The following is a 20048-nucleotide window of genomic DNA, read 5'->3' as shown; positions in this document are numbered from 1 at the left end:
CCGCTGGTCGTAACGGCCCGGGCCCCTCGAACGGCCCCGGGACCCTCGTACCCCCCCGGACTCTCGAACCGCTCCCGGGAATGGCCCCCGGCCCCTCCAACGGTCCCGTACGGTCCTCCGGCAGCCCCGTAACGACCGCCCGGGGCACGTTACTTGTCGATGTCGCCGACGACGAAGAACAGCGAGCCCAGGATCGCCACCATGTCGGCGACCTGCGTCCCGGGCAGCAACTCGGTCAGCGCCTGGATGTTGTTGAACGAGGCCGAGCGCAGCTTCAGCCGGTACGGCGTCTTCTCGCCCTTCGACACCAGGTAGTAGCCGTTGATGCCGAGAGGGTTCTCGGTCCACGCGTACGTATGGCCCTCGGGTGCCTTCAGCACCTTGGGCAGCCGCTGGTTGATCGGCCCGGGCGGCAGCTCCGCGATCCGGTCCAGACAGGCGTCCGCCAGGGCCAGCGCGTTGTGCGTCTGCTCCAGCAGACATTCGAACCGCGCCAGACAGTCGCCCTCCTCGCGGGTCACGACCCTGAGCGTGTCCCGCAGCTCGCCGTACGCGAGGTACGGCTCGTCGCGGCGCAGATCGAAGTCGACCCCGGAGGCGCGGGCGATCGGCCCGGACACCCCGTACGCGTGGACCGTCTCCCGCGACAGCACCCCGACCCCGCGGGTACGGCCCCGGAAGATCTCGTTCCCGAGAACCAGCCGGTCGTACACGTCCATCCGCGAGCGCACCGACGCGATCGCGGACCTGGCGCGCCCCTGCCAGCCCGCGGGAAGGTCCTCCTTGAGGCCGCCGACCCGGTTGAACATGTAGTGCATCCGGCCGCCGGAGATCTCCTCCATCACGCCCTGAAGCTCCTCGCGCTCCCGGAACGCGTAGAACACCGGGGTGATACCGCCCAGTTCGAGGGGGTACGAGCCGAGGAACATCAGATGGTTGAGCACCCGGTTCAGCTCGGCGAGCAGCGTCCTTGTCCATACGGCGCGCTCGGGCACCTCCATGCCGAGCATCCGCTCGACGGCCATCACCACGCCCAGCTCGTTGGAGAACGCCGAGAGCCAGTCGTGGCGGTTGGCGAGGACCAGGACCTGCCGGTAGTCGCGCGCCTCGAAGAGCTTCTCCGCGCCCCGGTGCATATAGCCGATGACCGGCTCCGCCTGCTGGATCACCTCGCCGTCGAGCACGAGCCGGAGCCGGAGCACCCCGTGGGTGGAGGGGTGCTGCGGGCCGATGTTGAGCACCATGTCCGTGCTCTCGGCCGCGCCGCCGATACCGACCGTCGTCCGGGTGGTCTCCGTCATGGGCGACAGTCTCTCAGAGCGCCGCTCGTGCCTCCGATGATGCCTCCGATCGCCCCCTCGCTCGCCCCTCCGCTCGCCCTTTCGCCTGTTCCTCCACCTGTGCCTCCACCCGTGCCTCCGAGGCCGACGGGCTGCATGAGCCAGCCGAAGTCCCCGAGGCCGCCCCGGGCCGTCAGCTCCGCCGCCTCCCCGGCCGCCGCGAGCGCCCGTACGTAGGCCGCCGGATCCGTGGCGGCGAGGGACAGCGGCGGCCGTTGGCCGCTCACCCCCAGCCGGTGCAGCACCTCGCGCTGGCCCAGCAGTTCCGCGCCGGGCAGGGCACAGGCGTCCAGCGCCACATGGGCCGTGAGATCGCGGGTGCCGTCCGGTACGGGGGGCACCTCCCGGCCCGCCCGGAAGCCCGTCAGGGTGCCGAAGGGCGGCCGGGCGTCCCGTACATGCGCGTAGTCGACCGCGACCGCGAGCCCCCGCTCCAGGGTGGCGACCGCCGCCGCCCACGCCTCGTCGCGCGGCCGGCCGATCTCCGCGCGGGTGCCGGGGCCGGCCGGGGGCCACCAGCGGGCGAGCCATTCGGCGTCGGGTCCCTCGACCGGGTCGCCCGGTTCCTCGGAGCCGTCGGGCCGGACGAGGACGTACCGTACGACCCCGTCGGGGCCGGTCTCGGCGATGTCGACGGGCACGTTGTCGAGCCATTCGTTCGCGAAGAGCAGCCCGCTGACCCCGCGCGGCGGCTCCGGGCACCACTCGATACGGGCGTCCAGGCCCGCGGGGCGAGGGGCGCGTTCGACGGCGTACGGCCGCACCGTGAGCCCGTCCGGGACCGCGGCCAGGACTCCGGAAAGCAGCTCGCCCCGGCCCGCGCCGATGTCGACGAGCGCCACCTCGTCCCTGCCCAGCCGCTCGGCGGTCCTGGTCAGCAGCCGCGCGACCGCGGCGGCGAACAGCGGGGAGGCGTGGACCGACGTACGGAAGTGCCCGGCCGGTCCCTCGGGGCGCAGATAGAAGCCGTCAGGGCCGTACAGCGCTCGCTCGGCGGCCGTACGCCACCGGAGCGGTCCGGTGCCGCACCCGCCGTCCGTCGCGCCTCGCGCCGTACCCGGAGCCCCGGGCGACTTGCACGTCTCATCCGTCACGGCGTCAAGTCTCCACCTTGGGGAGTACGATTCCGCCGATCGGATCGGCCCTCCGGCTGACCCGTGCCCCTTGTCCGCCTCACTACGCTGGGTTACGTGCAGCGCTTCTACGACTTTCTCCGCGGACACCCGACGGGCGTCGACAGTTTCCTGGCTGTCCTGCTCTTCGGGCTGTCCCTGTTGTGGGTGGTCCAGGAGAACCAGGGCGTCGTCACGAGGCTGATGGCCATCGCACTGGTCGTGCTGCTGAGCCTGTCCGTCGCGCTGCGCCGCCGCGCGCCGGAGAAGGTGCTGCTGCTCGTGCTGGGCCTGGGCCTCGCCCAGCTCGCCCTGGATGTGCGGCCCAACCCGGCGGACTTCGCGATGCTGGTGATCATCTACACCGTCGTCGCACAGGGCAGGTCGCGCTGGGCCTCGCGGGTCGCGCTGATCGGCGGACTGCTCGCCGCCCCCGCCGCGCAGGCGCGCTGGCCCGACGGGACCGCCGACGGCTTCCTGGGCGTGGTCTTCGTCGCCATCGTCATCAGCGTGCCGTTCGTCCTCGCCTGGGTGCTCGGGGACTCCGTCCGTACCCGGCGGGCCTACCTCGACCAGTTGGAGGAGCGCGCCACCCGGCTGGAGAAGGAGCGCGAGGCGCAGGCCAAGGTGGCGGTCGCCGCCGAGCGGGCCAGGATCGCCCGCGAGCTGCACGATGTCGTCGCCCACAACGTCTCCGTGATGGTCGTCCAGGCCGACGGCGCCGCCTATGTGCTGGACGCCGCGCCCGACCAGGCCAAACAGGCCCTGGAGACCATTTCGAGCACCGGCAGGCAGGCGCTCGCCGAGATGCGCAGACTGCTGGGCGTGCTGCGGACCGGTGACGCCAAGGAGAGCGGCGAATACGTTCCGCAGCCCGATGTCGGGCAGATCGAGGAACTGGTCGAGAACGTGCGGGGCGCCGGGCTGACCGTGGACTTCCGGATCGAGGGCACCCCGCGACCGCTGCCCAGCGGGGTGGAGCTGACCGCGTACCGCATCGTGCAGGAAGCCCTCACCAACAGCCGCAAGCACGGCGGACCCGATGTGGGCGCCAGCGTGCGTCTGGTCTACTTCGACGACGGGCTCGGGCTGCTCGTCGAGGACGACGGGCGGGGCGCGGCCCACGAGCTGTACGAGGACGGCGGGGCCGACGGGCGCGGTCATGGGCTCATCGGCATGCGGGAGCGGGTCGGTATGGTCGGCGGCACACTGGACGCCGGGCCGCGCCCCGGCGGTGGCTTCCGGATCAGCGCGCTGCTGCCGTTGAAACCCGCGAACTGAACGGCTGAAACCCGCGAACTGAACGGCTCAAACCGCGAACCGAACGGCTGAAACCGCGAACCGAACGGCGCCGACTCCCTCCTACCGGACAAGGACCCCGCAGATGTCGATCCGCGTCATGCTCGTCGACGACCAGGTGCTGCTGCGCACCGGATTCCGTATGGTGCTGGCCGCGCAGCCCGACATGGAGGTCGTCGCGGAGGCCGGGGACGGCGTGGAGGCGATCGAGAATCTCCGCGCCACCGCCGTGGACGTCGTCCTGATGGATGTCCGTATGCCCCGGCTGGACGGCGTCGAGGCCACCCGCCGGATCTGTGCGGAGCCCAACGCCCCGAAGGTGCTCATCCTCACCACCTTCGACCTGGACGAGTACGCGTTCTCGGGGCTCAAGGCCGGGGCGAGCGGCTTCATGCTGAAGGATGTGCCGCCGGGTGAGCTGCTCAACGCGATCCGCTCGGTGCACAGCGGTGACGCCGTCGTCGCCCCGTCCACCACCCGGCGGCTGCTGGACCGCTTCGCGCCGATGCTGCCCAGCCCGGGCAAGCCGCAGCACAAGGAGCTCGGCCGGCTGACCGACCGCGAGCGCGAGGTCATGCTGCTGGTCGCGCAGGGGCTGTCGAACGGGGAGATCGCCGGCCGGCTGGTGCTCTCCGAGGCGACCGTGAAGACGCACGTCGGCCGGATCCTCACCAAGCTCGGACTGCGCGACCGCGTGCAGGTGGTCGTCCTCGCCTACGAGACGGGACTGGTGCGGGCCGGCGGCGGGGGAGGCTGAGCCGCGTACTTCTGTGGATCAACGGCCCCTTCGGGGGCGGCAAGACCCACCTCCGGGGTGGCGTGCCGTCAGCGCGGCGCCCCCTTAAGGAACGTCAGCGCGGCGCCCCCTCAAGGAACGTCAGCGCAGCACCCCCTCCAGGAAGTCGCTCCCGAGCCGGGCCACCGCGGCGACATCCAGCTGATGCAGCACATAGCGCCCGCGCCGCTCGGTCGTCAGCAGCCCCGCCTTCCGCAGCACCGCCAGATGCCGGGAGACCTCGGGCGCGGTGATCCCGTACGTATCGGCCAACTCGCTCGTCGAGTACGAGCCGCGGGCCAGGCTCCGGCACAGCCGCATCCGCATGGGGTGGGCGACCGCCTCCAGCCGCAGCTTGACCGTGTCGACGGACGTGGCGTCCGTCAACTCGCGCGTGGAGACCGGGTACTGCACGACCGGCCGCCAGCCGGGCGTGTGCAGCGCCACCAGATGGGGCCAGCCGAAGGCGGTGGGCAGGAACGTCAGCCCCCGACCCGTCGCGGCCGCACGGCCATGGGCCAGCTTGTCCACCACGATCCTGGTACGGAGCCCGTCCTCCTCCAGCGTGATGGCGGGGGAGACCGCGGCGACGGCCTCCGCCAGGCCCTTGCGGCGCAGCACCTCGGTCTTGTGCCGGGCGTCGGCGGCGAGCTGGAGCCGGACGCGCCGCCAGGTGTCCGCGAAGAACGCCTCCTCGCAGTCTTCGAGCAGCCGCCGTATCCAGGCCCTGACCCCGGGCGGATCCGCCAGCATCTGGCGTACGAACGCGGCTTGGCGTGGACCGCGGGCCGTCGCCAGCTCCAGCGCGCGCCGCCGCACGTCCGCGTCGACGAGCGGCGAGGGCAGCCCGTCGCCGTACTGGCTGGCGCAGGAGATCTCCAGGGCCGCCGCCACATACGTCTCGTCGTCCACCAGATCGACGTCGTCCAGCTCCTCCGCGAGCGTCTCCCGGGGTACGGCGGGCAGCAGGATGTCGGCGCGGGCCGACCGCCAGAGGAAGTCCGCTTCGTGCAGCCGGTCGGCCAGCCCCGGCTTGAGCGCGGCGCTGGTGGTGGTGATCCAGCTGTGCAGCCCGGCGTGGTGGGCGGGCTCCGAGAGGGCGTGCAGGGCGGCACCCAGCTCCGCCAGCGGGGACGGGCCGAAGGTGATCCGCTCCCGGGGCAGGCCGGTGATGTCGATGAACACGCTCATGAAGCCATGGTGCACGCCGCCACTGACAACCGGTCCCCCGATTGACGGCCCGCGTCAAGTGGGGCAAGCGGCTGGGCGCGGGCAGGTCCGGAGGGCACCCACCCGGACCTGCCCCCTCCGGCCCCGCCTTCGGAACCGTTCAGCCCCTCAGGGCCGCGCCTCCAGCACCCGGGTCACGAACTCCTCGACCGCCGCCCGTACCTCCTCCGCCGTCCACTCCAGCCCCGGCTCCCCCACCGTGACCTCCGTGAAGGCGAGACCGCGGAGGGCGGCGGGCGGCTGCGACCAGACCCGGAACAGCGCCGTCTTCGTCTCCTCCGCCTGCCGCACCGCCGCCTCGTTCAGCACGTCCGGGGTGTACGGCAGCCACACCTGGAACTGATGGGTGTGCGGCGGCTCCGGGTGCACGCGGAACCAGGGGACGGTGGACTCCGCCAAGCCCTCCGCCAGCGCCGCCGCCACCACGCGCGCGTGCGCCACGTACGAGGGCAGCTTCGGCAGTTCGCGCTCCAGGCCCAGGAGGGCCGTCAGCGCCGCCGGGTACTGCTCGAAGACCTGGCCCCCATAGCGGTGCCGCCACACCCGCGCCTCCTCCACCAGCTCCCGGGGACCGGCGAGCATCGCGCCCGACAGCCCGCCGAGCGACTTGTAGAAGGACACGTACACGCTGTCCGCGAGCCCCGCGATCTCGGCGAGCGGACGTCCGAAGTGCGAGGCGCACTCCCACAGCCGCGCGCCGTCGACATGCACGACCGCGTCCCGCTCCCGCGCCGCGTCCACGGTCGCCACCAGCTCGTCCCAGGACGGCAGGACGAACCCCGCGTCACGCAGCGGCAGTTCCAGCATCAGCGTGCCGAAGGGCTCGGCCAGGTCGTGGATCTCCTCGGCGGTCGGCAGCCGCGGTTCCTTGGTCGGATGGACCGTACGCACCCCGCTGACCACCGACAGCGCACCGGCCTCGTGCACCTCGGGGTGGGCGAGCGGATGCAGCGCCACCGTGCTGTTGCCCGTGCGCCCCGCCCAGCTGCGCAGCGCCACCTGCTGCGCCATCGTGCCCGTCGGGAAGAAGGCCGCGGCGGGGAATCCGAGCAGCGTGGCCACCCGTCGTTCCAGCTCCGCGACGATCCCGTCGCCGTACAGATCCGGATGCTCGTCCATGTCGTACACGGACCCCGCGTCCGCGGCCAGAGCGGTCAGCCGCTCGCGCATCGGCCGGTCCATCGGCGCCCGGAGCATCACCCGCTCCGAGGCCCGCCACGCGGCCAGTCTGCGCCGCCGCGCTTCCTGAGCGGTCTTCTCGCTGTCGGACCGCCCGGCCTCTCGGAGCCTCTCGGCCCGGTCGGCTTGATCGGCCTGATCGGCCTGATCGGCCCGGTCGGCCTGATCGGACCGGTCGGCCCGATCCGCCCGATCGCCTCCACGGGCCTGCTCACTTGTCTTTCCCATGGACCGATCATCGCCCACGCGCGGCCCCCCGCGCACAGCCTGTGGACAGCCAAGTGGCAGGGCGCGAGGCTGGCGTAGCATGGCGAGAAATCGTCCGGTACCCACCGCGGACTGGAACGGAAGGCCCCACCGCGTGAACCCAACAGCACAGGAACCCCTCGATCCCCGGGACCGCCCCGCGCGGCTCACGGTCGGTGTCGTCGGAGCGGGCCGTGTCGGGCCGGCCCTGGCCGCGTCGCTCCGGCTCGCCGGACACCGTCCGGTCGCCGTCTCGGGCGTATCGGACGCCTCTGTGCGCAGAGCGGCCGCGCTGCTGCCGGACATCCCGATCGTGCCCCCCGCCGACGTCCTCGCCCGCGCCGATCTGGTGCTGCTGACCGTTCCCGATGACGCCCTGCCAGGACTGGTCGACGGGCTGGCGGAGACCGGTGCCGTACGGCCGGGACAGCTCCTCGTGCACACCTCGGGGCGGTACGGCGCCAAGGTGCTCGACCCGGCCCTGCGCGTGGGCGCCCTGCCGCTGGCCCTCCACCCCGCGATGACCTTCACCGGCACGTCCGTGGACGTCCAGCGGCTGGCCGGCTGCTCCTTCGGCGTCACCGCCCCCGAGGAGCTGCGGCTGGCGGCCGAGGCGCTGGTCATCGAGATGGGCGGCGAGCCCGAGTGGATCGCGGAGGAGTCGCGTCCGCTCTACCACGCGGCCCTCGCCCTGGGCGCGAACCACCTGGTCACGCTGGTCGCCCAGGCGATGGAGCTGCTGCGCACCGCCGGGGTCGAAGCGCCCGACAGGATGCTCGGCCCACTGCTCGGCGCCGCGCTGGACAACGCGCTGCGCTCCGGGGACGCCGCGCTCACCGGGCCGGTCGCGCGCGGGGACGCGGGTACGGTCGCCGCGCATGTCGCGGAGTTGCGCACACACGCGCCGGGCGCCGTGGCGGGGTATCTCGCGATGGCCCGTACGACCGCGGACCGGGCGCTGGCACACGGACTGCTCAAGCCCGAGCTGGCGGAGGACCTTCTCGACGTCCTCGCCGGCGGCGACGCCCTCGGGGACGCCCGCGGGGATGGTGCCGGGGACTCCCGATGACCACACGCACGCTTCTTGACGCGTGCCCTGACGCGTGTCCTGACGCGCGTCTGAAGAGGACCGCCCAGAACACCGCGAAGTGGACGGCCAAGAGCACCGCGAAGTGGACGGCGAAGACCACCGCGCACGCGCATCCTGGAGACGTGGAGACCATCCGATGAGCCTCGAACTCGCCCCCACGCGCGCGGACCTCGACCGCCTCCTGAAGAGGCGCGCGGCCCCCGGCCGTATCGCGGTGGTGATGACCATGGGGGCGCTCCACGACGGGCACGCGAGCCTCGTACGGGCCGCCCGCGCCCATGCCGGTCCCGACGGCTTCGTGGTGGTCACCGTCTTCGTCAACCCGCTCCAGTTCGGCGCGGGCGAGGACCTGGAGCGTTACCCCCGTACGCTCGAAGCCGATCTGAAGACCGCCGCGGAGGCGGGCGCCGACGCCGTCTTCGCGCCGTCCGCCGACGAGGTCTACCCGGGCGGCGCCCCCCAGGTCACGATCACCGCGGGCGCCATGGGCGCGCGGCTGGAAGGCGCCTCGCGCCCCGGACACTTCGACGGCATGCTGACCGTCGTCGCCAAACTGCTCCACCTCACCCGGGCGGACACCGCCTTCTTCGGGCAGAAGGACGCCCAGCAGCTCGCTCTGGTCCGCCGGATGGCCCGCGATCTGAACTTCCCGGCCGAGATCGTCGGCGTACCGACGGTCCGTGCCGACGACGGGCTCGCGCTCTCCAGCCGCAACCGCTATCTGTCGGTCCCCGAGCGCCGTACCGCCCTCGCGCTCTCCGGGGCCCTGTTCGCCGCCCGCGACCGGCTCGCCGCCCAGCAGGCCCTGCGCGCCCGCGCCGAGTACGCGCCCACGCCCGGCGCGCGGGCCGCCGCGCTGTCCGCCCTCGGTGAGGCCAGGCTCGCGGCCGACGCCCACGCGGTGGCCGCCGCAGGTGGCGCCGGCGAGGACTGGAACGGGGCGGACGGCGTACGGGCTGCGGCCCGCGCCGTCCTCGACCAGGCGGCCAGGAGCGTGCCGCCGCTGGCCCTCGACTATCTCGCCCTCGTCGACCCCGCCGACTTCACCGAGGTCCCCGACGACCACACCGGTGAGGCGGTCCTCGCCGTCGCCGCGCGCGTCGGTGCCACGCGGCTGATCGACAACATCCCGCTGACCTTCGGAGCCCCCCAGTGACCGGAACCGGTATACGGCTGACCGCCCCCGCGCCCGGCTGGGCCATCGACGCCGATGTCGTCGTGGTCGGCTCCGGCGTCGCCGGACTCACCGCGGCCCTGCGCTGCACCGCCGCCGGGCTCCGTACGGTCGTCGTCACCAAGGCCCGGCTCGACGACGGCTCCACGCGCTGGGCGCAGGGCGGCATCGCCGCGGCGCTCGGCGAGGGCGACACCCCCGAACAGCATCTGGCGGACACCCTCGTCGCGGGCGCGGGCCTGTGCGACGAGGAGGCGGTCCGCACCCTGGTCACCGAAGGCCCGGCGGCCGTACGGCGGCTGATCGCCACGGGCGCGCACTTCGACACCTCCGCCTCCGGCGAGCTCCAGCTCACCCGCGAGGGCGGCCACCACCGCCGCCGTATCGCGCACGCGGGCGGCGACGCGACCGGCGCGGAGATCTCCCGCGCCCTGGTGGAAGCGGTCCGTGACGCCGCGCTCCGTACGGTCGAGAACGCGCTGGTCCTCGACCTGCTGACGGACGAGCACGGCCGTACGTCGGGCGTCACCCTCCATGTGATGGGCGAGGGCCAGCACGACGGCGTCGGCGCGGTGCACGCCCCCGCGGTGATCCTGGCCACCGGCGGCATGGGGCAGGTCTTCTCGGCGACGACCAACCCCGCGGTCTCCACCGGCGACGGCGTGGCGCTGGCGCTGCGGGCCGGAGCGGAGGTCTCCGACCTGGAGTTCGTCCAGTTCCACCCGACGGTGCTCTTCCTCGGCACCGGCGCGGAGGGCCAGCAGCCGCTGGTCTCGGAGGCGGTACGGGGCGAGGGAGCCCATCTCGTCGACGCCGACGGCGTCCGTTTCATGCTCGGACAGCACGAATTGGCGGAGCTGGCCCCGCGCGACATCGTCGCCAAGGCGATCACGCGCCGGATGCGGGAGCAGGGCGCCGAGCACATGTATCTGGACGCCAGGCATTTCGGCGCCGCGATGTGGGAGACCCGCTTCCCCACCATCCTGGCGGCCTGCCGGGCGCACGGCATCGACCCGGTCACGCAGCCCGTCCCGGTGGCGCCCGCCGCCCACTACGCGTCGGGCGGAGTCCGTACGGATCTGCGCGGGCGGACGACCGTACCGGGGCTGTACGCGTGCGGTGAGGTGGCCTGCACGGGCGTCCACGGCGCGAACCGGCTGGCCTCCAACTCCCTCCTGGAGGGGCTGGTCTTCGCGGAACGGATAGCGGCGGACATCGCGGCGGGCGGTACGGCGGGCGCTGCGGCGGGCGGTACGGCGGACAGCACCGCCGACGAGACCGATCCCGCACCGCCCCCCGTCGAACCGTCGGCGACCACCGTCCTGCTGCCGCTGATCGCCCCCGAGGCCCGCGCCGGAATCCAGCGGATCATGTCCTCGGGCGCGGGCGTGCTCCGATCCGCCCGCAGCCTTGGCACCGCCGCCGCGGCCCTGGAGGCCGTGTACGAGCAGGCTCAGGACCACGAAGGACCCGGAAAGGCGGCCGTCCCCGGCGTCGAGTCCTGGGAGACGTCGAATCTGCTCTGCGTGGCCCGGGTCCTGGTCGCCGCCGCCCTGGAGCGCGAGGAGACCCGAGGCTGTCACTGGCGCGAGGACCATCCGGAGCGCGACGACGCGAACTGGGCCCGCCATCTCGTCATCAGCCTGACGCCCGACCGCCGGCCGGTACCGCGCCGTACCGCGACCGCCGCGTTCCCGCCCGTGACCCCCGGTCCGGTGGCCACCGCCGCACCCACCTCCGCAACCCCACCCCCCGCCGACGCCCCCAGGGAGCCGTAACCGTGAGCACGCCCGAAGACAGTCCGCGCCCCGAGCCCGTGGACGTACCGCTCATCCAGATCGGCGCCCCGGCCGCGGCGCCGGCCCCGCCGGGCGGCTGCGGCGACGGCTGCGGCTGCTCCGCGGGCGAGGACGGCTACGGACCCGACGACCTGGAGTGCGGCCTCGACCCCGCCCTCGCCCAACTGCTCGCCGACGCGGGCCTGGACCCCGTCCAGGTCGAGGACATCGCGCATGTCGCCGTCGCCGAGGACCTCGACCACGGCGTGGACGTGACGACCGTCGCCACCGTCCCCGAGGACGCCGTCGCCACCGGCGACTTCACCGCGCGCGAGGGCGGTACGGTCGCGGGCCTGCACATCGCCGAGGCCGTGCTCTCCCTCGTCTGTACGGAGGAGTTCGCCGTGGAGCGCCATGCCGCCGACGGCGACCGGGTCGAGGCGGGCCAGAAGCTGCTCAGCGTCACCACCCGCACCCGTGATCTGCTCACCGCCGAGCGCAGCGCGCTCAATCTGCTGTGCCGGCTCTCCGGCATCGCGACCGCCACGCGCGCCTGGGCCGACGTGCTCGAAGGCACCGGCGCCAAGGTCCGCGACACCCGCAAGACCACTCCCGGGCTGCGCGCCCTGGAGAAGTACGCGGTGCGCTGCGGCGGCGGGGTCAACCACCGGATGTCGCTCTCCGACGCGGCCCTGGTGAAGGACAACCACGTCGTCGCCGCGGGCGGGGTCGCCGAGGCGTTCAAGGCCGTACGGGACCGGTTCCCCGACGTACCGATCGAGGTCGAGGTCGACACCCTCCACCAGGTCCGCGAAGTCCTGGACGCGGGCGCCGATCTGATCCTGCTGGACAACTTCACCCCGGCCGAGACCGCGGAGGCCGTGGCCATCGTCGCGGGCCGCGCGGTCCTTGAGTCCTCGGGACGGCTCGTCCTCGGCAACGCGCGCGCCTACGCGGAGACGGGCGTCGACTTCCTCGCGGTCGGGGCCCTCACCCACTCCTCCCCGATCCTCGACATCGGCCTCGACCTGCGAGAGGCCGGCGCCTGATGCTGCTCACGATCGACGTCGGCAACACCCATACCGTCCTCGGTCTGTTCGACGGAGAGGAGATCGTCGAGCACTGGCGCATCTCCACCGACGCGCGCCGCACCGCCGACGAACTCGCCGTGCTCCTCCAGGGGCTGATGGGGACGCACCCGCTGCTCGGCGACGAACTGGGCGACGGCGTCGAGGGGATCGCGATCTGCTCGACGGTCCCTTCCGTCCTGCACGAACTGCGCGAGGTGACCCGCCGCTACTACGGAGATGTCCCCGCCGTCCTCGTGGAGCCCGGCATCAAGACGGGCGTGCCGATCCTGATGGACAACCCCAAGGAGGTCGGCGCCGACCGCATCATCAACGCGGTCGCGGCCGTCGAGCTGTACGGCGGCCCGGCGATCGTCGTCGACTTCGGTACGGCGACGACCTTCGACGCGGTCAGCGCGCGCGGTGAGTACGCGGGCGGCGTCATCGCGCCCGGCATCGAGATCTCGGTCGAGGCGCTCGGCGTCAAAGGCGCCCAGCTCCGCAAGATCGAGCTGGCCAGGCCGCGCAGCGTGATCGGCAAGAACACCGTCGAGGCGATGCAGGCCGGCATCCTGTACGGCTTCGCCGGCCAGGTCGACGGGGTGGTGGCGCGAATGGCGCGCGAGCTGGCCGAGGACCCCGAGGAGGTCACGGTGATCGCGACCGGCGGCCTGGCACCGATGGTGCTGGGCGAGGCGTCCGTGATCGACGAGCACGAGCCCTGGCTCACCCTGATCGGCCTGCGCCTGGTGTACGAGCGCAACGTCTCGCGCATGTGAGCGGGCGGGGGCGCGGCCCTGCCCCGTGGTTCGCGCGGGGGCGCGGCCCTGTGGTTCGGGCGGACGAGCGGGCCCGCCTCGCGGTTCGGACGGACGAGCGGACCCACCTCGTCGGGCGGTCCCTCGTTCGTCCGTCCCTCGTTCGGCGGGCGGGCCGCGCCAGAAGAGGGGCGTTAAGCCGATTTTGTCCCTTTGGCGCGTAGTGTCGCCGCATGCCCACGCCATACGGATCACGCGGCGGCATGGCCTTCGGCGCGGACGAGCTGAGTGTGCTCCGACGTGCCCTCGCCGTTGCCCTTCACCCCGCCCCGCTCCCGAACGAGGACGTCCGGGCCTGCCTGGCCCTCGCCGAGTCCGTGGACGAGGCGATGCGCGAGGCCGGGCGTCTGCGGGCCTTTCTCCAGGCCGACCTCGCGAGGTACCGGCAAGCGCTTCCCGGGTCCCTCACGGGCTATCTGGAGCTGCTCCAGGACGCACTGGCGGCCGGTTACCACCCCCGGTCCGACGACCTCGCGGCGCTGCGCGCCCTGCGCGGCAACCCGGTCGCGGCGGCCCTGCTCGACCGCTGCCGGCGGCTCACGGACCGCTCGGTGGTCGCCCATCTGGCCGGCGCCCGCGCCGTCACGGCCCCCGCTCCCCGCACCCGCCTCCTCGCGCTCCCCGGCGGACGAGCTGCCGACGAACCGGCCCAGGAGCCCCGCGAACCCCGCAAGCCCGACAAGCCCCGCGAGCCCCACAGGCCCGAGCGCCCCGAGCACCCCGAGAAGGACCGGCCGATGCCCAAGCCGTCCGAGGTCTTCCCGCCACGCCGCCGGCCCGCGCCCCCGCCGGAGGAGCGCGCCGCCGGATAGCTACTCTGGACGGCATGGACTACGTATCCGCGCTCCTGCCTCCCGTGGTGATGGCCGCCTTCTTCATCGGCCTGGTCGTGACGATCGTCAAGAGTCAGGGCGGTCCCAACAAGTCCAAGGAGGACGCCGCCGTCGACGCGGCGATGGCTCGCGCGGAGGCCGCCCAGGAGCAGGGCCGTACCCCGGATCCGCACAGCGCCTGAGGTATACGCGCTCAACATATGACCAGGACGTACGACTGATTCCAGTCGTACGTCCTTTTTGTTACGTCAATAACCGGCCATTCGGACATCTCGCACTATGGTGGCGCTGTGCCCCGACAATTGGGAGACCTGGAAGACGCCGTCATGACACGCGTCTGGCAATGGAACCGTCCGGTCACCGTCCGGGAAGTCCTCGAAGACCTTCAGCAGGAGCGGTCCATCGCCTACACCACCGTCATGACCGTAATGGACAATCTCCATCAGAAGGGCTGGGTGCGCAGGGAAGTCGACGGCCGCGCCTATCGATATACGGCGGTCTCCACCCGCGCCGCCTACGCGGCGGCCCTGATGAACGAAGCATGGTCGAAGAGTGACAACCCCGCCGCCGCTCTTGTCGCCTTCTTCGGCATGATGTCGTCCGAGCAGCGCCGGTCACTGGAGGACGCGGTCGCCTTGGTGCGCCGGGACACTTCCGAAGAAGCTGATACGGAAGCGATCAGTACGGAAACGGAAACGGTCAGTAACGAAGGCGCCGGTGTACAAGACCGGGAAGAAGCCGAAGAGCCGCAACACCCCGACGCGTCCGAAGAGCCGGACGAGGGCGCCGACGCCGGGCGCGAGCCGGGGCGATAGCGTCCAGCCATGCCGTCAGCCGTTCCGCTTCCGCTTCCCAATGCCGAAGCAAATGCCCTCACCGTCAGACGCGCCAGGACCAGGGATGTACCGGCGGTCCGCCGTCTCGTGGACCCTTACGTGAGCGAAGGCATCCTGCTCGACAAAGCGCCGGTGACGCTTTACGAGGACATCCAGGAGTTCTGGGTCGCGGAACGCGACGAGGACGCGACTGTCATCGGCTGTGGCGCCTTGCATGTGATGTGGGAAGACCTCGCCGAAGTGCGCACACTCGCGGTGGATCGCGCGGCCAGGGGCACCGGCGCCGGGCATCAACTACTGGACAAGCTGCTGGAGACCGCCCGCTGGCTCGGAGTGCGGCGCGTATTCTGTCTCACCTTCGAAGTCGAGTTCTTCGCGAAGCGCGGCTTCGTGGAGATCGGCGAGACGCCGGTCGACGGAGATGTGTACAGAGAGCTGCTGCGTTCCTATGACGAGGGTGTTGCCGAGTTCCTCGGTCTCGAACGGGTGAAGCCGAACACCTTGGGCAACAGCCGGATGCTTCTGCACCTGTGATCGCCGGGAAGACGCCAGACCCTATGTCCGAATCGCGCACGTTTCCCGTGTTCTCGCTGGACTGAACCTCTGCCGGGGGTTTGTGTTTTCCTGAGAAAAGCGGTTTCCTTTCCGCGTACTGCATTTTCGATGAAAGGGAATCCGGTGGCACAGAAGGTTCAGGTCCTTCTTGTCGATGACCTCGACGGCGGCGAGGCGGACGAGACGGTGACGTTCGCTCTGGACGGCAAGACCTACGAGATTGACCTCACGACCGCCAATGCGGACAAGCTGCGGGGTCTCCTCGATCCGTACACCAAGGGTGGCCGGCGTACCGGCGGTCGCGCCGCGGGCAGCCGTGGCAAGGGCCGTGTCGCCGCGGGCGGTAACAAGGACACCGCGGAAATCCGCAAGTGGGCGAAGGAGAACGGCTACAGCGTCAACGACCGCGGTCGTGTTCCCGCCGAGATCCGTGAAGCCTACGAGAAGGCCAACGGCTGAGTTCTCGTACGAAGAGTATTTCCGCGCAGCAAACGGGCCCGGTGGCACTCAGTCGCCGCCGCGTCCACGAGTCGTACGAGATCGGGGGCACCCCCACCGCTGCCCCCGTCACCGCCGCCGTACCCGAACGGTGCGAGCGCCGGCAGTGCCGGCTCCACCTCCCGTCCGGGCTCGGGGGGCCGCAGCCAGACAGCGGTCCCCTGCGCGGCGGCAGCCGTGGCGGAAGGCCACCGGGGCGGCACGGGGGCCGGCATCCGTCCGTCCGCGCCGAGCGCGGACAGGCCCAGGGCGATCCCGCCCCACTCCAGCCAGTCGAGCAGCCCCGGCACCTCATCGGCGCTCCCGGCGGCCACCAGGAACGCCATCCGTTCCCCGTACAGCGCCACCGGCCCCGTCGCGCCCGTCCGCCGCAGCACGGCGTCCCCCGCGTCCGCGGGCAACTCCAGCACGTCGAAGCGGAGCCCGGTGAGCAGCTGGACCGGCGGCCCCGCGACGGTCGCCCAGCCCAGCCCTTTCTCGTACCACCGCGCGACCGGCCACCTCTCGTGCGTGTGGTCGTGCCACTGCGCGCGCTCCCCTTCGAGCGGGGCGCGGGGGAGCGGGACGGTGAAGGACATACCCGGGGCAACTCCCCAACCCCACCCGGAGTTACGCTGGGTCCGTATCCGATTGCGGAGAGTGTTCAACTCGGGGGCGTGCGGGCGTGTTCGGGAGCGCAAGGGTGTTCGCCCGTAGCGGAGGGAACCGGGGTGCGCCGCATGGAGTGTCACTGCTTGCGGGTAAGACATTCCTAGTGGGAAGGGACGACACGCGGTTTCCGGGCGTCTCACGTTCGCCATCGGCGTACTGATGGTGGGGGTATATGCCTGGCCTGCGGGAACATCGTCTCGCACCATCGGGTTGGAGCTGTTGTCCGGCGTTCGGGGCTGGGAGCCTGGGACAGGTAGTCGGCAGTTGGAATGAGCGGTCCCCGCTTGCGGGACTAAGCTGCGGAAGGACAGGGAGGGGACCGACCCCTTTACTGCCTGACCGCTCTGAGGAGCGATTAACGATGTTCGAGAGGTTCACCGACCGCGCGCGGCGGGTTGTCGTCCTGGCTCAGGAAGAAGCCCGGATGCTCAACCACAACTACATCGGCACCGAGCACATCCTCCTGGGCCTTATCCATGAGGGTGAGGGTGTCGCCGCTAAGGCCCTGGAGAGCCTCGGGATTTCGCTCGAGGCGGTCCGCCAGCAGGTGGAGGAGATCATCGGCCAGGGCCAGCAGGCCCCGTCCGGCCACATCCCCTTCACGCCCCGTGCCAAGAAGGTCCTGGAGCTGTCGCTCCGCGAGGCTCTTCAGCTGGGCCACAACTACATCGGCACCGAGCACATCCTGCTCGGCCTGATCCGCGAGGGCGAGGGCGTCGCCGCCCAGGTCCTCGTGAAGCTGGGCGCCGATCTCAACCGGGTGCGGCAGCAGGTCATCCAGCTGCTCTCCGGATACCAGGGCAAGGAGGCCGCCACCGCGGGCGGTCCTGCCGAGGGCACGCCCTCCACGTCCCTGGTCCTCGACCAGTTCGGCCGGAATCTCACCCAGGCCGCCCGTGAATCCAAGCTCGACCCGGTCATCGGGCGCGAGAAGGAGATCGAGCGGGTCATGCAGGTGCTGTCCCGCCGTACGAAGAACAACCCCGTGCTCATCGGCGAGCCCGGCGTCGGCAAGACGGCGGTCGTCGAGGGGCTGGCCCAGGCCATCGTCAAGGGCGAGGTGCCCGAGACCCTCAAGGACAAGCACCTCTACACCCTCGACCTCGGCGCGCTCGTCGCCGGTTCGCGTTACCGCGGTGACTTCGAGGAGCGCCTGAAGAAGGTCCTCAAGGAGATCCGCACCCGCGGGGACATCATCCTGTTCATCGACGAGCTCCACACCCTGGTGGGTGCGGGTGCCGCCGAGGGCGCGATCGACGCGGCGAGCATCCTCAAGCCGATGCTGGCCCGCGGCGAGCTCCAGACCATCGGTGCGACGACGCTCGACGAGTACCGCAAGCACCTGGAGAAGGACGCGGCCCTGGAGCGCCGCTTCCAGCCCATCCAGGTCGCGGAGCCGTCGCTGCCGCACACGATCGAGATCCTCAAGGGCCTGCGCGACCGTTACGAGGCGCACCACCGCGTGTCCATCACGGACTCCGCCCTGGTCGCCGCCGCGACGCTCGCCGACCGGTACATCTCGGACCGCTTCCTGCCGGACAAGGCGATCGACCTGATCGACGAGGCCGGCTCCCGGATGCGTATCCGCCGGATGACCGCTCCGCCGGACCTCCGCGAGTTCGACGAGAAGATCGCGGGCGTCCGCCGTGACAAGGAGTCGGCCATCGACTCCCAGGACTTCGAGAAGGCGGCGTCTCTCCGTGACAAGGAGAAGCAGCTGCTGGCCGCGAAGACCAAGCGGGAGAAGGAGTGGAAGGCCGGCGACATGGACGTCGTCGCCGAGGTGGACGAGGAGCTGATCGCCGAGGTGCTGGCGACGGCCACGGGCATCCCGGTCTTCAAGCTCACCGAGGAGGAGTCCTCGCGGCTGCTCCGCATGGAGGACGAGCTCCACAAGCGCGTCATCGGCCAGAAGGACGCCATCAAGGCGCTCTCGCAGGCGATCCGGCGTACGCGAGCGGGTCTGAAGGACCCCAAGCGCCCCAATGGCTCGTTCATCTTCGCCGGCCCGTCCGGTGTCGGTAAGACGGAGCTGTCCAAGACGCTCGCCGAGTTCCTGTTCGGCGACGAGGACGCGCTGATCGCTCTCGACATGTCGGAGTTCAGCGAGAAGCACACCGTCTCGCGTCTCTTCGGCTCTCCCCCCGGGTACGTGGGGTACGAGGAGGGCGGCCAGCTCACCGAGAAGGTGCGCAGGAAGCCGTTCTCCGTCGTCCTCTTCGACGAGGTCGAGAAGGCCCACCCCGATATCTTCAACTCCCTGCTCCAGATCCTGGAGGACGGTCGGCTGACCGACTCCCAGGGCCGGGTGGTGGACTTCAAGAACACGGTCATCATCATGACGACCAACCTCGGGACCCGGGACATCTCCAAGGGGTTCAACCTGGGCTTCGCCGCCCAGGGCGACACCAAGACCAACTACGAGCGGATGAAGAACAAGGTCAACGAAGAGCTGAAGAAGCACTTCCGGCCGGAGTTCCTCAACCGCGTCGACGACACGGTGGTCTTCCACCAGCTCACCGAGGAAGACATCATCCAGATCGTCGACCTCATGGTGGACAAGGTGGACGAGCGGCTGAAGGACCGGGACATGGGCCTTGAGCTGAGCGCGAACGCCAAGTCGCTGCTGGCCACGAAGGGTTACGACCCCGTCCTGGGCGCCCGGCCGCTGCGCCGGACGATTCAGCGCGAGATCGAGGACGTCCTCTCCGAGAAGATCCTCTTCAGTGAGCTGCGTCCCGGTCACATCGTGGTCGTGGACACCGAGGGCGAGGGTGAGGCGAAGAAGTTCACCTTCCGCGGCGAGGAGAAGTCGCCTCTGCCGGACGTCCCTCCGATCGAGCAGGCGGCCGGCGGCGGCCCGAACCTGACGAAGGACGTGTGAGGCTCACGCCCAAGGGCTGAGTGACTGAAGGGGCTGCCCCGGACCGTGTTCTCACGGTTCCGGGGCAGCCCCTTTCGTATGCCCCGTCTTTTCGGCATCCGATGGCTGGGGCAGAGATCCGCGTGCGTCAGCCCGCCTGCCTCCATCGTGAGCCGCCCGATCGCTGACTCCTGTAGTCCCGAGAGGTCTTTCCGTGCTGAACAGCCCGACAGCCTCAGCATGTTCAGCCGCCGCGGTTCACGGAGGAAAGACAACTCGTCCCGTGTTTTGTCGGCGAAGATGAGCGACCCTGAAGTCAACGCCCGTGAGAAATGAGCCGAGTTGTGGCCCGTCGTAACTGCCGGTGGACATAAGCGAATCGACGTCTGGCAGTTCGCGCGGGTGCCGCAATTGGTCGAGACCGGTCACGGTGGGCGTCTCGTCCGTCGGCGGCATACGGGCCAGTACCTCCCGCGCGTACGCCTCCGCCGGGAATCGGCTCCAGCTCAACGCGCACTGCTACCGCACCGAAGCGCTTTCGTGCAGCGCGTACCGGCGCGCGGAGCAAATGGCCTCCCGGCCCGCCGATTTCGCAGATCAGACGGGCGACGGGATCGGCCGTCACCGAATCGAGCCCGGACGGGTCTGGAAGGAAGGGCAGCCATAAGGCCCCAATGAGGCGAGTGTTTCCTCCGGCGCCATCG

Annotated in this window: 19 protein-coding genes; 14 read left to right on the top strand and 5 right to left on the bottom strand. The window is 71.2% G+C overall.

The window, feature by feature from the left end:
• Positions 1 to 149 precede the first annotated feature (149 nt).
• The gene (locus tag ABTZ59_RS09160; RefSeq protein WP_249952882.1) at positions 150 to 1301 is read right to left on the bottom strand and encodes an NADH-quinone oxidoreductase subunit D; all 1152 of its coding nucleotides are present in this window, start codon (positions 1299 to 1301) and stop codon (positions 150 to 152) included.
• The gene (locus ABTZ59_RS09155) at positions 1298 to 2434 is read right to left on the bottom strand and encodes an SAM-dependent methyltransferase (protein WP_503002455.1); all 1137 of its coding nucleotides are present in this window, start codon (positions 2432 to 2434) and stop codon (positions 1298 to 1300) included. The genes ABTZ59_RS09160 and ABTZ59_RS09155 overlap by 4 nt, the downstream gene beginning before the upstream one ends.
• Before the next feature lie 96 nt (positions 2435 to 2530).
• Between ABTZ59_RS09155 and ABTZ59_RS09150 the strand changes: the two genes are divergently transcribed.
• Positions 2531 to 3733 (top strand): sensor histidine kinase, encoded by a 1203-nt coding sequence (locus ABTZ59_RS09150; RefSeq protein ID WP_351393102.1) that lies wholly within the window; start codon positions 2531 to 2533, stop codon positions 3731 to 3733.
• A 103-nt stretch (positions 3734 to 3836) separates the two neighbouring features.
• Complete coding sequence (locus ABTZ59_RS09145; RefSeq protein ID WP_351393099.1) at positions 3837 to 4508, top strand: response regulator transcription factor; 672 nt, start codon at positions 3837 to 3839, stop codon at positions 4506 to 4508.
• 120 nt (positions 4509 to 4628) lie between these two features.
• Here the strand turns inward: ABTZ59_RS09145 and ABTZ59_RS09140 are convergent, their stop codons facing one another.
• Both ABTZ59_RS09140 and ABTZ59_RS09135 read right to left on the bottom strand, forming a co-directional pair.
• Positions 4629 to 5717, bottom strand: coding sequence for a DUF5937 family protein (locus ABTZ59_RS09140; protein WP_351393095.1), 1089 nt, complete (start codon positions 5715 to 5717; stop codon positions 4629 to 4631).
• Positions 5718 to 5864: 147 nt separating this feature from the next.
• The gene (locus ABTZ59_RS09135) at positions 5865 to 7163 is read right to left on the bottom strand and encodes a threonine aldolase family protein (protein ID WP_351393092.1); all 1299 of its coding nucleotides are present in this window, start codon (positions 7161 to 7163) and stop codon (positions 5865 to 5867) included.
• 133 nt (positions 7164 to 7296) lie between these two features.
• Between ABTZ59_RS09135 and ABTZ59_RS09130 the strand changes: the two genes are divergently transcribed.
• The 11 genes from ABTZ59_RS09130 to ABTZ59_RS09080 all read left to right on the top strand — a co-directional run bounded on the left by ABTZ59_RS09130 (position 7297) and on the right by ABTZ59_RS09080 (position 15791).
• Complete coding sequence (locus ABTZ59_RS09130) at positions 7297 to 8250, top strand: Rossmann-like and DUF2520 domain-containing protein (protein ID WP_351393088.1); 954 nt, start codon at positions 7297 to 7299, stop codon at positions 8248 to 8250.
• On the top strand, positions 8247 to 8411 hold the full coding sequence (locus ABTZ59_RS09125; protein ID WP_351393085.1) for a hypothetical protein: 165 nt from the start codon (positions 8247 to 8249) through the stop codon (positions 8409 to 8411). Before ABTZ59_RS09130 ends, ABTZ59_RS09125 begins: the two co-directional genes overlap by 4 nt.
• The gene (gene panC, locus ABTZ59_RS09120) at positions 8408 to 9427 is read left to right on the top strand and encodes a pantoate--beta-alanine ligase (RefSeq protein WP_351393082.1); all 1020 of its coding nucleotides are present in this window, start codon (positions 8408 to 8410) and stop codon (positions 9425 to 9427) included. Before ABTZ59_RS09125 ends, panC begins: the two co-directional genes overlap by 4 nt.
• Positions 9424 to 11223, top strand: a complete 1800-nt coding sequence (locus tag ABTZ59_RS09115) for an L-aspartate oxidase (RefSeq protein WP_351393079.1) — start codon at positions 9424 to 9426, stop codon at positions 11221 to 11223. Before panC ends, ABTZ59_RS09115 begins: the two co-directional genes overlap by 4 nt.
• A gap of 2 nt (positions 11224 to 11225) precedes the next feature.
• The gene (gene nadC / locus ABTZ59_RS09110) at positions 11226 to 12272 is read left to right on the top strand and encodes a carboxylating nicotinate-nucleotide diphosphorylase (RefSeq protein ID WP_351393076.1); all 1047 of its coding nucleotides are present in this window, start codon (positions 11226 to 11228) and stop codon (positions 12270 to 12272) included.
• A complete protein-coding gene (locus tag ABTZ59_RS09105; protein ID WP_351393073.1) occupies positions 12272 to 13069 on the top strand; it encodes a type III pantothenate kinase in 798 nt (265 codons plus the stop codon). Before nadC ends, ABTZ59_RS09105 begins: the two co-directional genes overlap by 1 nt.
• Positions 13070 to 13311: 242 nt before the next feature.
• On the top strand, positions 13312 to 13920 hold the full coding sequence (locus ABTZ59_RS09100; protein ID WP_351393496.1) for a hypothetical protein: 609 nt from the start codon (positions 13312 to 13314) through the stop codon (positions 13918 to 13920).
• Between the two features lie 14 nt (positions 13921 to 13934).
• Complete coding sequence (locus tag ABTZ59_RS09095) at positions 13935 to 14123, top strand: hypothetical protein (RefSeq protein WP_351393071.1); 189 nt, start codon at positions 13935 to 13937, stop codon at positions 14121 to 14123.
• Positions 14124 to 14243: 120 nt separating this feature from the next.
• Positions 14244 to 14756, top strand: a complete 513-nt coding sequence (locus tag ABTZ59_RS09090) for a BlaI/MecI/CopY family transcriptional regulator (RefSeq protein WP_503002450.1) — start codon at positions 14244 to 14246, stop codon at positions 14754 to 14756.
• A 9-nt stretch (positions 14757 to 14765) separates the two neighbouring features.
• Positions 14766 to 15311, top strand: coding sequence for an amino-acid N-acetyltransferase (locus ABTZ59_RS09085; RefSeq protein ID WP_351393065.1), 546 nt, complete (start codon positions 14766 to 14768; stop codon positions 15309 to 15311).
• Positions 15312 to 15455: 144 nt separating this feature from the next.
• A complete protein-coding gene (locus ABTZ59_RS09080; protein WP_030354444.1) occupies positions 15456 to 15791 on the top strand; it encodes a histone-like nucleoid-structuring protein Lsr2 in 336 nt (111 codons plus the stop codon).
• Here the strand turns inward: ABTZ59_RS09080 and ABTZ59_RS09075 are convergent.
• The gene (locus ABTZ59_RS09075) at positions 15770 to 16408 is read right to left on the bottom strand and encodes an SCO3374 family protein (protein ID WP_351393060.1); all 639 of its coding nucleotides are present in this window, start codon (positions 16406 to 16408) and stop codon (positions 15770 to 15772) included. The genes ABTZ59_RS09080 and ABTZ59_RS09075 overlap by 22 nt on opposite strands.
• A gap of 434 nt (positions 16409 to 16842) precedes the next feature.
• Here ABTZ59_RS09075 and ABTZ59_RS09070 point away from each other — a divergent pair, with 434 nt between their 5' ends.
• The gene (locus ABTZ59_RS09070) at positions 16843 to 19365 is read left to right on the top strand and encodes an ATP-dependent Clp protease ATP-binding subunit (RefSeq protein WP_351393057.1); all 2523 of its coding nucleotides are present in this window, start codon (positions 16843 to 16845) and stop codon (positions 19363 to 19365) included.
• The last annotated feature ends 683 nt before the right edge of the window (positions 19366 to 20048 follow it).

The sequence above is a fragment of the Streptomyces sp. NPDC094034 genome, assembly GCF_040303865.1.
Lineage (GTDB): Bacteria > Actinomycetota > Actinomycetes > Streptomycetales > Streptomycetaceae > Streptomyces.
The sequence above is the reverse complement of the archived record's forward strand: the minus strand, read 5'-3'. Positions and strand labels throughout refer to the sequence as shown.

Excerpts from the sequence above, each read along its gene's own strand:
- ABTZ59_RS09125 (WP_351393085.1), top strand. The coding sequence starts at position 8,247 with ATGACCACACGCACGCTTCTTGACGCGTGCCCTGACGCGTGTCCTGAC.
- panC (WP_351393082.1), top strand. The coding sequence starts at position 8,408 with ATGAGCCTCGAACTCGCCCCCACGCGCGCGGACCTCGACCGCCTCCTG.
- ABTZ59_RS09135 (WP_351393092.1), bottom strand. The coding sequence starts at position 7,163 with ATGGGAAAGACAAGTGAGCAGGCCCGTGGAGGCGATCGGGCGGATCGG.
- ABTZ59_RS09100 (WP_351393496.1), top strand. The coding sequence starts at position 13,312 with ATGGCCTTCGGCGCGGACGAGCTGAGTGTGCTCCGACGTGCCCTCGCC.
- ABTZ59_RS09085 (WP_351393065.1), top strand. The coding sequence starts at position 14,766 with ATGCCGTCAGCCGTTCCGCTTCCGCTTCCCAATGCCGAAGCAAATGCC.
- ABTZ59_RS09075 (WP_351393060.1), bottom strand. The coding sequence starts at position 16,408 with ATGTCCTTCACCGTCCCGCTCCCCCGCGCCCCGCTCGAAGGGGAGCGC.
- ABTZ59_RS09095 (WP_351393071.1), top strand. The coding sequence starts at position 13,935 with ATGGACTACGTATCCGCGCTCCTGCCTCCCGTGGTGATGGCCGCCTTC.
- ABTZ59_RS09160 (WP_249952882.1), bottom strand. The coding sequence starts at position 1,301 with ATGACGGAGACCACCCGGACGACGGTCGGTATCGGCGGCGCGGCCGAG.
- ABTZ59_RS09140 (WP_351393095.1), bottom strand. The coding sequence starts at position 5,717 with ATGAGCGTGTTCATCGACATCACCGGCCTGCCCCGGGAGCGGATCACC.
- ABTZ59_RS09105 (WP_351393073.1), top strand. The coding sequence starts at position 12,272 with ATGCTGCTCACGATCGACGTCGGCAACACCCATACCGTCCTCGGTCTG.
- ABTZ59_RS09145 (WP_351393099.1), top strand. The coding sequence starts at position 3,837 with ATGTCGATCCGCGTCATGCTCGTCGACGACCAGGTGCTGCTGCGCACC.
- ABTZ59_RS09070 (WP_351393057.1), top strand. The coding sequence starts at position 16,843 with ATGTTCGAGAGGTTCACCGACCGCGCGCGGCGGGTTGTCGTCCTGGCT.